The following is a 14,753-nucleotide window of genomic DNA, read 5'->3' as shown; positions in this document are numbered from 1 at the left end:
TTTTTTGGGACATTAAAAAGAGAATGTTTTTATGGTCGCGAAAAAGAATTTTTAACTTTTAAATAATTTCACAAAGCAATTGCAAATTATATTTATTATTACAATCACAAACGAATTAAAGATAAAATAAAATGAATGTCTCCCATTAAATTTAGGGAAACATTCATTCCAAATTATAATTAATTAAACTGTTTAAAAATTTTATTAAGAAAAGGGCACCATCTCATAAAAGTGTGTTTTTTTACTTGATTTTGAAGGAAATTAAACTGTTGGACCTCTTTTTACCAAAGCTTCTTGAGGTATTTCAACTTTTTGATTATCTAAGAAATTAGGTTTAAGATATTCAGCTAGTTTATGTGCGAATAAGTCTGTAGGTGAGGAATCATGACCAATAGAGTTTACATATTGAGCATATTTTATTAGAGACTCAATATATTTTCCTCCCTCATAAGCTCTTTCAATTTGATTATTTTCATTTAAATTTAACATTGTATAGCCATCACCACCTACTGAAACAAAGTCATTTGTAGTTAGGTAATAGAATTTGTTATCATCTATAGCTTTGTTGTTGATTTTGAAAGAATTGGGATTAGGTTTTCATAATCATTGTTGTGTTTTAGTTTTGTTATCTAATCCTTTTTCAACTTTTACATCATAAGCAACATTAGAAGAAAGTTGAGCAAAACCACCACTTCTTCCTCTGGATAATCCATAAGCTAATGCTTGTTTAAGAACATCACCTTTTAATCTAATGCTCACAATTCTGTTTCCAAACGGACTAACTCCTAAAACATCACCTTTTGTGATTTCTCCTGGGTTTAAATCCGTTCTTAAACCACCACTATTTACAAGCGCTAATGAATTATCAAGAGTGGCTGGTTCTCATCCTGATTTTGATTCTCAAATTTTTGTTTTAGCAAAATCTCAAGCCATTGAATTAGCTGTCATAACTCCGAGTGAAGTTGCTTTTACTCTACCTATTCAGTATGGTTGTTTGTCTATATCAATTGTTTCAACGTGTTTGAATACACCTGGAGAATTAAAGACAACTACTTTGTTTTCATCATTATATTTTTTTTCTAATTCAGAAATTCAATAACTTGGTAAATCTTTAGTAACAATGTTAATTTGATTAATATCTCTTAAAGATTGAACAATTTTGACAATTTCGCCAGTTAGAGAATCAAAAACTAAATCAATATCTCCTAGTCATTTTGTATAAGCTTCAGTTTGAGTTACTCAAACATTTTTGTTTTCATCTGGTTTGTGAATTTCTACATAAGTGTGTGAGTGTCCATCTAAAATTAAATCTAAACCTCCGTTAGTATTTTGAGCTACTCATTCAGAAGTTCATTCTTGTTTACTTCTTCCAGTTCCTAAGTGAGTTGTTGCAATTATGAAAGAAATTGAAGGATCTTCTTTCTTGATTTCGGCTATTACTTTTTTAGCCTCTTCAACTGGATCTCTAAATTCAACCCAGAAAGAATTTTTTGGATGTGAAGTAATTTTTGTGTCCGGTGTTGTGATTCCAAAAATTGCAACTTTTAATCCATTAGATAATGTTTTGATAATATAAGGTTTAAAAACTCTTTTGTTGAGTTCAAATTTCGGAGGGCGTTTTGCCTTTTCTTCATCTGATAATTTATCTAGTTCAGCTTCTGAAGGTTGTCTTCAATAAATATTAGCTGAAATAAATGGCATAGTTCTATTAAATTCAGCTTTTGTAGTATTTTTGTCTAAATCCAGAATATGTTGGATTCCATAGTCAAATTCATGATTTCCTACAGCTATAGAATCATAACCAGAATATTTTGCAATTTTAGAAATTGTTTCTCCTTGATCAGTATCAGAAAGAGGTAGACCTTGGATTAAATCCCCAGCTGATAAAAGTAAATCTCTATTAAATTTTTTAAGATATAAACCAGTTTTAACCATTCCAGAGTAATTATTGTATTTTCCATCGTCAAATAACAATCTTCCGTGCTCATCATTTGTATGGAAAATTTTGACTGTTCTTAGTCTTGAATTTTCCTTTTTTTCTAATTCATGTAGTCTAGAAAATAAAAAGTTAGCTTCACTAATTAAAGGATCAAGTACAGATTGTGCTTGATAAATAATATTAGTTATTTGATCTGTATCACTTTTTGGTTTTTCATATCTAATATTTTTAATTTTTGTTTGAAATTCTTTGAGTTTATCAGAATATGTTTGAACTGTAGCAAAATATTTATCTCTAATTTCTGCAGATGTTTGAGTGTGAATTTGAGTACAACTAACAATTAAAGGAATTGCTGCTGCAATTGTAGTAAAAGTAGAAAAAGTTAATAAAAATTTTTTCTTCAATTTTGTCCCCTTTTTGATTTATTACTATTAATTATGAATTATAAAAAGAATTTAGGAAAAATAAAAGAACATTTATTAAATTTTTCCTTTTTTTAAAAATCTTTAATTTTTGAAGATAAATAAAGTGTAAAAAAAAAAAAAAAAAACACCCGAAGGTGCCTTTACATCTATAAGCCGCGTTCTGTACTATTTCTAGCGTCAATTATTTATCTAAGTTTAAAAAACTTTTTGTTTTTTATTGAATTCTAAAAAACAAATTCCCCTACCTTCATTTGGGTTTCTAGCTCATGGAGTTTACCGCGTTTCACTTTAATTTAATAAATTCGTCTCTGTGGCACTTGTCGTCTAGGCTTGGATTTATTAGATCCAACATGAACACTACTATCATCTCAGATAGTGCTAGCGCGGACTTTCCTCTACTTTTAAAAAGCAGCAATTGACCGATGTATATAAAATTATAAATTAAAAAATGAAAGGAGACTTAAAATGACTAAAAAAATAAAAATAATTTTAATTGTACTTTTTTCAATTTTATTTTTTACTTTATCTGGTTTGTACATTAGTAGAGAAAATTTTTATAATATTTCACCAATATCCAATTATAAAGAAGATATTAAGGTAAAAATTTCAGGTCAAGTTGTGTTTCCTGGAGAAAAAACTTTTAAAAAAGGAACACTTTTAAAGGAAATTATAGAAAAATTCAAACCACTTCCTAATTCAGATTTATCAGTTTTCAAATTACAAGAAAAACAATTTGAAGATTTAAATTTAGAAATTAAAAAACAAAAACCTTTGCTATCTAATAATTTAAAAGAAGAAGTCTTCAAAAAAATTAAAATTAATAAAAGTTTATTAGCAAAAATACAAGATTTTTTCTTGAAAAATAAACATAGGAAAATAACTTGAGAAGATATTGAACAAATCCCTGGATTGGGATCAAAGAGCTTAGAAAAACTACAAAACAATTTTTCTCTTGAATAATCGTAGTATTAAATTTAATTTTTCTTACTTTAGCATTTGATCAGCATTCAATAGAGTATTTTTTCTTTAGTTTTTTAACCCTAGTGATGTTGTTTTTGTTAAAAGGTTATAATGAAATTTTATTTACTTTGTGCTTCTCTTTTCTTCTTTTTTCTTGATTTTGAATAAATAAAACTTCAATTAAATCTTTTTCTATTCACTCAGAAGTTTCTATTTCTAATAAGAATGCATTGGGAGTTATTTTTAAATTCAATGGTTATAATATCTTTTTAAAAGATAAAAATTTAAATATTTATGACAAAATTTTTATAAGTGGAACAGTAACAAAAATTACTAATAAATCAACAAATTTTAATATAGAAAATTATTTAAAAAGTTTTCACACTTTTTTTGAAATAAAAACTCTAAATTCTTTTAAAATAATTACTAGAGATGAAGGTTGGCAGAACAACATTTTTAAATTTTTATCTTCAGGAAATTTTAATTATTCAAAAATTTTCCCTGTTGCTTTATTAGGCGAAAATTTTATTTTAGATAATGATTTTATAGCAAATTTAAAACAATTAAATATTTACCATATTTTTGTTATTTCTGGCTTTCATTTAGGATTTTTAAGATTATTTATTTTTAAAATTCTTAAATTTTTAAAAATTAATAATTTATTCTCAAACATAATTTTTGTTATTTTATTATCTTTAATAAATTACATTTTAAATTTTCCAATTTCTTTTTTAAGAGCTACATTGTTTTTTGTGTTGTCTTTAGTTAACAAAGTGTTTTTAAAAAATAAATTTAAGAATTTTGAAATTTTATCTTTTGTTGCGATAATTTTTATTTTGTGAAATCCTTTAGTAATTTACTCATTTAGTTATATTTTTACTTTTTTAATTACACTTGTTCTGCTTTATTGTTTATATTTGAAAATAGAGAACAAATTAATAAAAAACTTTATTTCAACTGTTATTGTGCATATTTTTGCTTCAATATTATTGTTATTTTTTAATGAAAAATATAATATTTTTAGTTATCTAAATTCGTTAATTTTTCTTCCCTTTGCTATTTTTATCTATGTTATCGGTTGATTATTTATTTGAGAAAAAAATTTGTTGGATTTTATTGCTCAACATTTACTTTGAATTATAGAAAAAATAGCTAATTTTCAAATTTATATTCAGCTAATAAAATTAAATTTTACAACTATCTTTATTTGCTATATAATTTTTTCAATATGTTTTTTGTCTATGGAACTGACTCATATTTCACGAAGAAAAAAGTTGAACAAATTCTTGCTAAATTCATAGATTTTGAAGTTGTTGATGTTCTTTCGACAGATTCTTTTTTTGATATTATGAATACAATAACAACTAGGGATCTTTTTGGTTCTAATAAATTGTTCATTTTCCATAACTTTTTAGATACAAAACTAACTAACTCAGAAGAAAAAAAGATTGCAAAAAAATTAATAGATAGTTCTAGTCCAGTGATTTTTTTATACGAATTAGAAGAAGAAAATCAAGAAAAAAAGATTTTTTCAAGCTTTTTTTATTCACATTTTTTTAAAAGTTCTAGTGTTTTTAAAACAGAAACATTAAGTGATAAAACAATCATAAAATTTATAAGTAAATTTATAGAAGAAAATCAAGGAACAATTGATGAATCCCAACTTCTTACATTATCTTTAAAACTTCCTTTAAATGGAAGTATTATTGAAAAAGAACTAAATAAACTTTTGTTATATGATAAAAATATCACTGAAGAAAGTATAGAAAATTTATTAACAAAATATGATTCTGATAGTGATTGAAATTTCATAAATGCTTTTACAGATCACGATGTTGCCAGCACATGGAATTTTTATAAAGAAAAAATAAATCAAGGTAAAAAAATTCAATTTTTAATTTCACAACTTAGTTCAAAACTAATGTTAGCTTTTATTTGTTTTCTTTATAAAGAAGAAAAATATAATGAATTTGATATACAAAAAGAACTTCAAATTCATATTTTTCAAGTTAAAAAAGCAGTGCAGTTTTATAAAAAAATAGGAATAACAAAACTTCAAGAATTAATTAAATTATTAGCCAAAATAGATAGAAAAATTAAGTCAAATCAAGTGAATGAAAAAGATGCTTTTGAATACTTCTTACTTATGTCTATAAAATAGTTGATATTTTTTGATTTTTTAGTATAATTCTCTTCGCAATACGTAGAGATAATAACAGTTTTTTAAAAAACTTAATATTTGTTATTGAATGTATATTTTTGAGTATTGCATCTTTTCTATACTAATAAGGAGGTGTAATTTGAACGCTTTTAGAAAGAAAAAAGAAGAATTAGTGCAAGAAATTAAAGATTTGATTAATTCTTCTTCTTCATTAGTTATAGCTGAATATCGTGGATTAACAGTTGCTGAAATTGAAACTCTTAGAAATGAGCTTAAAGAAGCAGGTGTTTTTGTAAAAGTTTATAAAAATAGACTATTTAAAATAGCATCTAAAGAAGCAGGTTTCGGAGATTTAGAACAATCACTAGTTGGTCCAAATTTTTTTGCTTTTGGTTCTACAGATGCAATAGCTCCAGCTAAAATTATTTCAAAATTCGCTAAAACAAATCCAGTAGTTGTATTAAAAGGCGGTATTTTTGAAGGAAAAGTTGCAGATGCACAAGAAATGCAAACAGTTGCAACTTTACCAAACTACGAAGAAGCACTTACAATGCTGGCATCATCTCTACTTGGTGGTTTAAGACAACTTTCAGTTGGATTAAAAATGCTAGTAGATGAAAATAAAATTAATGCATAATTGATCAATTTAGAATCTTAAAAATTCATAAAAAATATTTAAAACAAAAAATAAAGGAATTTAAAATGGCAAAACTTACTAAAGAACAATTTATAGAATCATTAAAAGAAATGAACATCAAAGAAGTTATGGAACTTGTTGAAGCAATGAAAGAAGAATTTGGTATTGATCCTTCAGCAGTTGCAGTTGCGGCAGCTCCAGCAGCAGGTGGAGAAGCTTCAGCAAAATCTGAATTCAAAGTTACATTAAAAACTGATGGTGGTCAAAAAGTTAACGTTATTAAAGTTGTTAAAGAATTATTAGGATTAGGATTAATGGAAGCTAAAAAATTAGTTGACAACTTACCAGCAGTTCTTAAAGAAAATGCAAAAGAAGACGAAGCTAAAGATATTAAAGAAAAACTTTCTGCAGTTGGAGCAGAAGTTGTTGTTGAATAATTTTTAACAAAAAAATCAAATTTTAAAATGGCATTGTTTTGTGTGCCATTTTTACTATTCAATTAGAAAGCAAAAAAGTAGACAAGGAGTAATTAAATGGAATTTAAATTATCAAAATATGGACCTACAACACTACGTAGAGATTATTCTAAAACCAAATTTAGTCTACCTACTCCAGATTTTTTAGATTCACAAAAACAATCTTTTAAATGATTTTTAAAAGAAGGAATTGAAGAAACCTTTAATAAAATATATCCTATTATTTCTACTAATGGAAAAATAGAAATTAGATTTAAAAAAGGTTCTGTAAGAGTTGAAGATCCAAATCAAGACTACACTAATATTAAAGAACTAAAAAGAAAAGGAAAGTCTTTTGTTTGCAAGGTTTTTGCAACACTAGAAAAACTTCAAGTTGAATCCGGTGAACTAGAAAAACAAGAAATTTTATTTGGTGAAATACCTTATATGACTGAAGGTGGAACTTTTATCATTAATGGATTTGAAAAAGTTATAGTTTCACAATTAATTAGATCACCTGGAGTATGCTTTAGAGAAAATGTTAGAAACAGACAAGCTGATGACTTATTTAATAAAGTTGAAATTATTCCTCAACTGGGTTCATGACTTGAAATTTTCCATAGAGTTACAAGAAATGCAACAGATACAGTTAAATTAAGAATAGATAAACATAAAAACATACCTTTAATTACTTTTTTAAAAGCAATTGGTTTTGTTGATAAAGATATAATTAAAAAATATTTTGGTGATTCTCCAGAACTTAGAGAATCATTGAAAAAAGACAAATTTTTAAGAAAAGATAAAGTACAAGAACAATTAGATAGCTTAGAATCTATTTACAGAACAATTAGAAAAGATGACAGAATAACAACAGAAGGATTGAAAAACTTTATTCCTGCTTTATTATTCAATGAACGTCGTTATAACTTATCTAAAACTGGTAGATATATGTTAAATAGAAAATTGAATTTATTAGATAGAATAATTCAAACCTATTTAGCTGAAGATATTTTTGATTCTAAAGGAAAATTATTGTATCCTTTAGGAACTTTTATTACTCCTAAAATTGCAAATGATATTCAATCTAAATTTGAAAATTCAATTCTGCCTTTATCAGAAATCGAAGGTATAGATGAAAATGTTTATGGTCGTCAATTAGAAATTACTAAAAATGAAAATTTAAACACCAGAACAAAAATTATTACCTTAAGAGTTTGACCAAACAAACGTGCTATGGAACAAGATGCTAACAAGGAACAACAAGAAAAATCAGTTCTAGTTATTGGAAATGATCCGACATCAACTGAAATGCATTTATTAATTTCAGACATAGTAGCTATTGTTTCATATTACTTCAATTTACTTGCTAATTTAGGTAAAAATGACGATCCAGATTCATTAGTAAACAAACGTGTTGTTAATGTAGGTGAGTTATTACAAAATCAATTTTTAATTGCTTTATCCAAGCTAGAAAAAAACACAAAAGAAAGAATTTCTTCTAGAGGAGATAGCGAAAAAATTAACATTAAAAACATCACAAATAATAAACCTATTTATAATCAATTCAAAAACTTCTTTAATTCTTCAAAACTTTCACAATTTATGGATCAAATAAATCCTTTAGGTGAAATGGCAAACAAAAGAAGAGTAACCTCTTTAGGACCTGGAGGTCTTAATAGAGAAACTGCACAATTCGAAGTTCGTGACGTCCATGTTACTCACTATGGAAGAATTTGTCCAGTTGAAACACCTGAGGGACAAAATATTGGACTTATTTTAAACTTTGCAGTTTATGCAAAAACTAATCCATATGGATTTATTCAAACTCCTTATTTCCCAGTAGAAAATGGTGTTGTAAATTACGATCCACAAAATATTGTTTGATTAACAGCAGCAGAAGAATTTGGATATACTTTTGCTCAATCTTCTTTATTAGTGGATGAAAATAACAAAATTATTGAACCAGAAATTATTGTTCGTAAAAACTATACTTATTTAACAGTTAAACCAGAACAAGTTGATTTTATAGCAGTTAGTTCCAAACAAATGACTTCACTTTCAGCTAGTGCTGTTCCATTTTTAGAAAACAACGATGCTAACCGTGCGCTAATGGGTTCAAATATGCAACGTCAAGCTGTTCCATTAATTACTACAGAAGCTCCTTATGTTGCTACAGGAATTGAAGCAGATGTAGCTAAATTCTCATCAACTAACATCAGAGCTAGCGAAGATGGAGAAGTAGTTTTTGTTGATTCTAAATCAATTCAAATCAAAAACGAACAAGGAAATATTAAAACTTATCACCTACGTTATTTTGAAAGATCAAACCAAGAAACTTTGATTTTACAACGTCCAATAGTTGAAGTTGGTCAATTTGTTAAGCAAGGTGATTTAATTTGTGATGGTCCTTCTACAGATCAAGGTGAATTGGCTTTGGGTAAAAACGTTTTAGTAGCTTTTTCCACTTGATATGGATACAATTACGAAGATGCGATTATTATTAGTGAAAAACTAGTTAAAGATGATGTTTTTACTTCAATTCATATTCAAGAACAAACTATTCAATTTAGATCTTCAAAAGCAGGTAATGATGATCTTACTAGAGAAATTCCAAATGCTTCACAGAGAAGTAAAAGACACTTAGATGAAAACGGAATTGTCCGTATTGGATCAGAAGTTAGTGCAGGTGATATTTTAGTAGGTAGAACTTCACCAAAAGGAGAAGATAATCCAACACCTGAAGAAAAATTAATGAACGCAATTTGAGGTAAAAAAGCCTCATCTCAGAAGGATACTTCATTAAAAGTTAAACACGGTGATGGTGGTACAGTTATTGATGTGCAAATTCTTTCAAGAACTCGTGAAGATAATTTAGAAGACGGTGTTGAAAAAATCATCAAAGTCTTTATCGCTCAAAAAAGAAAAATTAAAGTTGGGGATAAAATGGCCGGAAGACACGGAAACAAAGGAGTTATTTCCTTAGTTTTACCAGTTGAAGATATGCCATTTTTAGAAGATGGAACACCAATTGATATTCTTTTAAATCCACAAGGTATTCCTTCACGTATGAACATCGGACAAATTCTAGAAATGCACCTTGGTATGGTTGCTAAAAAATTAGATATTAAATTTGTTTGCCCAGTGTTTGACGGAGTTAAATTAGATAAAATGAAAGAATTGTTTAATCAAGCAGGTATTCCAGAATCAGGTAAATTTACTTTATACGATGGAATCACAGGTCAACCTTTTGACAATGATGTTTCAATCGGCTATATGTATATGTTAAAACTACAACACATGGTAGATGATAAAATGCATGCACGTTCTGTTGGTCCATATTCACTAACAACTCAACAACCACTTGGAGGAAAAAGTCAAAACGGTGGACAAAGATTTGGAGAAATGGAAACCTGAGCTCTTGAATCCTTTGGTGCTTCATCTGTTTTACTTGAACTTTTAACTTACAAATCAGATAATATTCAAGGTAGAAATGCTTTATACAACAATCTAGTTTCAGGAGGAAAAATACCAAAACCAGGAACTCCAGAATCCTTTAACGTTTTAGCATATGAACTAAGGGGATTAGGTATTAAACTAGAAGTTCACAAAAAAGAAAATCAAGAAGAAGATCCAGAAGCAAACGCTGAAAATGCTTCAAATCCTGAAGAAATGTTGCTTGAAGATGCTTTTGATCAAGAATATTTTGAAAGCCAAATGTCTAAAGTAGAAGATTATCAGGAAGATTACGCTGATGATGATTTTGAAGATGAATTTGATCATTTTAAATAAACAAAAGGAAGAACACTAAATGAGTACAAATAATAAAACTGATACAAAAGTTTCTCGTCAATATGCCAAAATTTACGAGAATACAATTGAAAAAATTTCTTTAGCTCTAGCTACTCCTGAAAACATTTTAGAATGATCAAGAGGAGAAGTAACTAAACCAGAAACAATTAATTACAAAACCTTCAAACCAGAACGTGGTGGGCTTTTTGATGAATTAATTTTTGGTCCACTAATCGATTACAAATGTCCTGTTTGTGGAAAAAAGTACAAAAAATCTAATGAAAACACAATTTGTTTAGCAACTAAAGAATGTGAAGAGTTAAAATCAAAAATTTTACCCAAAATTGCTCGTCGTTATTCAATGGGTCACATTGCTTTAAATTCTCCTGTTTTACACTTTTGATTTTTCAAAATTGATCACTCAATTATTTCGAAATTACTAGGTTTAAGAAATGAAGAAACTGGAAAATCCGTTTCCAAAGCTTCATTAGAGTCTTTAATTTACTACAAATCCCACATAGTTTTAGAAACAGGTGGTTTAAAATCTTTAGCTAAAAATAAAATTATTGACATTTCAGAAGCTGGTGTAATTTACAAAAATGCACTACAAGAAATCTTAGAAAAATTTGAAGAAGATTCAGAAGAATATCAAGACATTTCCGCAGCTTTAACAGATCTTACTGAAGTAGCTACTTCTAAAATCGGTAGAGATTACGGAATAGATTTTTATGAACTAAACGAAATTATCGAAGAGTACTCAGATGCTCGAATTTCTACAGGAACTAAAGCAATTGAGTATCTTTTAGAACATTTAGATTTAAAAGCTGAAAAAGAAAAAGTTGAACAAGAAATTCAAGAAGTGCAAAACAGTACTAGTCTTTCTAAAAAAGATTCAACTAAAAACCAAAAAAGAGACAAACTTTATAAAAGATTACAAGTTATTAATGCTTTTTTAAATTCAGGTCAAGATCCCAAATCAATGATTATTAAAAATCTTCCTGTTATTCCAGCTGATTTACGTCCATTAGTGCAATTAGATGGTGCTCGTCATTCTACTTCAGATGTTAACGAACTTTATCGTCGTATTATCATTAGAAACAACCGTTTAAAAAGATGATATGAAACAGATGCTCCCATTTTAATTATTCAAAATGAACTAAGAATGATTCAAGAAGCTATCGATGCTTTAATTGATAATCAAAGAAAATCACCAAATCCAGTTACTACAAAAGATAATCGTCCACTTAAATCCATTTCTGATGCATTAACAGGTAAAAAAGGTCGTTTTAGACAAAATTTACTTGGAAAACGTGTTGATTATTCAGGTAGATCTGTTATTGTTGTAGGTCCAAAACTTAAAATGCACCAAGCAGGTTTACCGCGGAAAATGGTGGCTAAATTATTCGAACCTTGAATTATTAGAAGACTAATTGAACAAAATAGTGCTCCTTCTATTAAAACAGCAAGAAAAATGATTGAAGAAGAAAATCCACAAATTTGACCACATGTTGCAGAGGTAATTAAAAATAAACCAATTTTACTAAACAGGGCACCAACTTTACACCGTCTTTCAATTAGAGCTTTTGAACCTGTTTTAGTTCGTGGTAAAGCTATTCAATTACATCCACTTGTAACAACAGGATTCAACGCTGACTTCGATGGTGACCAAATGGCTGTGCACGTTCCTATTTCGCCTGAAGCTATTAGAGAAACTAAAGAGTTAATGTTTGCAAATAAAAACATTTTAGGACCAAAAGATGGTGAACCAATTGTTAACCCTTCACAAGATATGATTTTGGGTCTTTACTATCTTTCACAAGAAAAAGATGATGCTAAAGGTCAAGGTCGTTATTTTGGTTCTTATAACGAAATGATGAAGGCATATGAAGTAAAAGTGCTTGATTTGCACGCTAGAATAGCACTTCCTTTTTCAGAGATTAAAATCAAAAAATCAAATGCTTTACAAGAAAATAAATACATCATTTCAACAGTTGGAAAGTTTATTTTAAATAGAATTTTTCCTGATAATTTCCCTTTTATCTTTGATAATAAAGTTGATGATTTAGAACTAAATTATGATAACCAGTTAGCAAAATATTTAGTGCCAATGGGAACAAATATTCCACAATACATCCAACAACTTCCTTTAAATGCTGCACTAACTAAAAAAGATATTGCTAAAATAGTACGTCAAATTTTTGATACTTATGATTACGTAGTTTCAAAAGAAGATGTAGCTAGTGTAATTAATAAATTAGATTTTGAAAATTATCACGATTCTTTACTTTTGTACAAAAAACTACTGGATTTCAAAGGTGAACCACTTTCTATTACTCATGCAATGAAACTAGCTGAATTTACAACAGCTGAATTTGAACTTCTAACAAGAATTAACAACATCCATTCAGTTAATAAAATTAGAGTTTTTGAAGTAAAAGACAAAGTAGAAATTCTTGAAAAAGTGTGATTTAATTATGTAAATGTAGTTGCAGCTATTTTAGATGATATTAAAGATCTTGGATTTGTGTACTCTACAAATTCTGGTGTTTCTATGTCTATTTCTGATATTAAAATAGCACCAAAAAAACAAGAATATCTAAAAGAAGGTGAAGACTATATCAATCAATTAAACCACTTCTACGCACAAGGTTGAATCACTGATGATGAAAGATATATTCTTTCAATTAACAAATGAACGGCTGTAAAAAATGAAATCCAAAAAAATCTAAACGAAACAGTTGAACTTGATCCAAAAAATTCACTAGTTATTATGATGAAATCAGGAGCTAGATCAAATATGTCTAACTTCGTTCAATTAGCTGGAATGCGTGGATTGATGGCAAATAACGTTAAAGCTCTAAAGGTAGATGCTGAAAATGAAAGAGTTGTTCGTTCAATTGTTGAAGTGCCAGTTAAATCTTCATTCTTAGAAGGTCTTACATCATTTGAGTTCTATTCTTCAACACACGGTGCTCGAAAAGGACTTACCGATACAGCGCTTAACACAGCTAAATCAGGTTATTTAACTCGTCGTTTAGTTGATGTAGCACAAAACATTGTTGTTACTCAAAATGATTGTTTTTCTGACTTTGGATTTGTAGTAAAACAAATTATTGATACTAAAACAAACACAACAATTGTTCCTTTAGCAGAAAGAATTGAAGGTAGATTTTTAAACAAAGATGTAGTAAGTCCAGATGGTGAAGTACTAGCACAAACAGGTGATTTTATTAATGCCCATTTAGCTAAAAAAATAGTTGATTCTGGAGTAACAGCAGTCGAAATCCGTTCCATTTTATCTTGTCATACTAAAAATGGTGTATGTAAAAAATGTTATGGTAAAGATTTAGCAACAAACAGATTAGTAGCTATTGGTGAAGCAGTTGGAATTATTGCTGCACAATCAATCGGTGAGCCTGGTACACAGTTAACAATGCGTACTTTCCATACCGGAGGGGTTGCTGGTGTTGAAGATATTACAGGTGGATTTACTCGTTTAATTGAACTAATCGATGCACACGAACATCCATGAGGTCGTCCTGCACAAATTTCTCCAGTGCACGGAGTTGTTGCTAAAATTGAATCAGTTAAAAACAAAGAAGATGGACAACTTACAGGTTCTACTTTAATTACAATTGAGTACAAAAATGAAGAAAATTTAGATGCATACAAAATAATTAGAGTTGCTTCAAATCAAAAATTAAGAGTACAAATCGGTGATAAAGTTGTTCCAGGTCAAAAACTTGTTGAAGGTCCAATTATTCTAAAAGAATTATTAAATTACGCTGATGCTAGAACATTACAAAACTATCTTTTAAAAGAAATTCAAAGAATTTATCGTATGCAAGGTATTACAATTTCAGATAAATATATTGAAATTATTATTAGACAAATGCTTTCAAAAATTCAAATTATTGACAATGGAGATTCAGATTTCTTCATCGGTTCAATTGTAGATATTTTTGATTACCAAGAAGTAAGTGGAAAACTAATAGCAGAAGGAAAAAGACCTCCTTTTGGAAACATTATCATTAAAGGAGCAAAACAAATTCCTTTACTTTCTAACTCATTCTTAGCTGCTGCATCATATCAAGAAACTTCAAAAATTTTAGTTCATTCAGTAATTTCTTCTCAAGTTGATAGATTAGAAGGTCTTAAAGAAAACATTATTGTTGGTCACAAAATTCCAGCCGGAACAAACTCTAATTTTGAACATAAATCCAAATATGACATTAGAGATCCATATTCATTCTTTAAACCACAAATTAATAAAAATCGTTAATCAAATATAAGATAATAATTAAAACTAGGAAATTTTCCTAGTTTTAATTTTATTTTTATTTCAAATAATAACATAGTAAAATAATAAAAAGCTTGAAAAAAGAAG

9 protein-coding genes, 1 other RNA gene and 1 pseudogene are annotated in these 14,753 nt (G+C 28.0%); 8 read left to right on the top strand and 3 right to left on the bottom strand.

Annotated features, from left to right (window positions below; genetic code table 4):
- Nucleotides 1-183, top strand: a pseudogene (locus F801_RS04235) (IS3 family transposase); the annotation flags it as partial.
- A 78-nt stretch (nt 184-261) separates the two neighbouring features.
- Here the strand turns inward: F801_RS04235 and F801_RS0101810 are convergent.
- A complete protein-coding gene (locus F801_RS0101810; protein WP_020104561.1) occupies nt 262-2,343 on the bottom strand; it encodes a 5'-nucleotidase C-terminal domain-containing protein in 2,082 nt (693 codons plus the stop codon).
- A gap of 165 nt (nt 2,344-2,508) precedes the next feature.
- Nucleotides 2,509-2,791, bottom strand: an RNA gene (gene rnpB / locus F801_RS04230) — RNase P RNA component class B.
- 38 nt (nt 2,792-2,829) lie between these two features.
- Between rnpB and F801_RS0101805 the strand changes: the two genes are divergently transcribed.
- A complete protein-coding gene (locus F801_RS0101805) occupies nt 2,830-3,324 on the top strand; it encodes an MAG0490 family ComEA-like DNA-binding protein (RefSeq protein WP_014335341.1) in 495 nt (164 codons plus the stop codon).
- 106 nt (nt 3,325-3,430) lie between these two features.
- Here the strand turns inward: F801_RS0101805 and F801_RS04360 are convergent, their stop codons facing one another.
- Entirely contained in the window at nt 3,431-3,577 is a 147-nt protein-coding gene (locus tag F801_RS04360; RefSeq protein ID WP_014582643.1) for a hypothetical protein, read from the bottom strand.
- On the opposite strand from F801_RS04360, the gene F801_RS04510 reads away from it, so the two are divergent.
- From F801_RS04510 to F801_RS0101770, 6 genes are all read left to right on the top strand, one after another.
- On the top strand, nt 3,555-4,625 hold the full coding sequence (locus tag F801_RS04510) for an MAG0480 family ComEC-like protein (protein ID WP_020104560.1): 1,071 nt from the start codon (nt 3,555-3,557) through the stop codon (nt 4,623-4,625). The two genes, F801_RS04360 and F801_RS04510, sit on opposite strands and share 23 nt — an antisense overlap.
- On the top strand, nt 4,553-5,485 hold the full coding sequence (gene holA / locus F801_RS0101790; RefSeq protein ID WP_020104559.1) for a DNA polymerase III subunit delta: 933 nt from the start codon (nt 4,553-4,555) through the stop codon (nt 5,483-5,485). The genes F801_RS04510 and holA overlap by 73 nt, the downstream gene beginning before the upstream one ends.
- A 139-nt stretch (nt 5,486-5,624) precedes the next feature.
- Nucleotides 5,625-6,122, top strand: a complete 498-nt coding sequence (rplJ, locus tag F801_RS0101785) for a 50S ribosomal protein L10 (RefSeq protein ID WP_014335343.1) — start codon at nt 5,625-5,627, stop codon at nt 6,120-6,122.
- A gap of 65 nt (nt 6,123-6,187) precedes the next feature.
- Nucleotides 6,188-6,559, top strand: coding sequence for a 50S ribosomal protein L7/L12 (rplL, locus tag F801_RS0101780; RefSeq protein WP_013301891.1), 372 nt, complete (start codon nt 6,188-6,190; stop codon nt 6,557-6,559).
- Nucleotides 6,560-6,655: 96 nt separating this feature from the next.
- Nucleotides 6,656-10,366, top strand: a complete 3,711-nt coding sequence (rpoB, locus tag F801_RS0101775; RefSeq protein ID WP_020104558.1) for a DNA-directed RNA polymerase subunit beta — start codon at nt 6,656-6,658, stop codon at nt 10,364-10,366.
- Between the two features lie 19 nt (nt 10,367-10,385).
- Nucleotides 10,386-14,648 carry a DNA-directed RNA polymerase subunit beta' gene (locus tag F801_RS0101770; RefSeq protein WP_020104557.1) on the top strand — a complete coding sequence of 1,421 codons (4,263 nt, stop codon included), beginning with the start codon at nt 10,386-10,388 and terminating at the stop codon, nt 14,646-14,648.
- The last annotated feature ends 105 nt before the right edge of the window (nt 14,649-14,753 follow it).

Source organism: Mesomycoplasma hyorhinis ATCC 17981 (genome assembly GCF_000383515.1).
In the GTDB taxonomy this organism is placed as follows: domain Bacteria; phylum Bacillota_I; class Bacilli_A; order Mycoplasmatales; family Metamycoplasmataceae; genus Mesomycoplasma; species Mesomycoplasma hyorhinis.
This window is presented reverse-complemented; position numbering and strand designations above follow the sequence as displayed.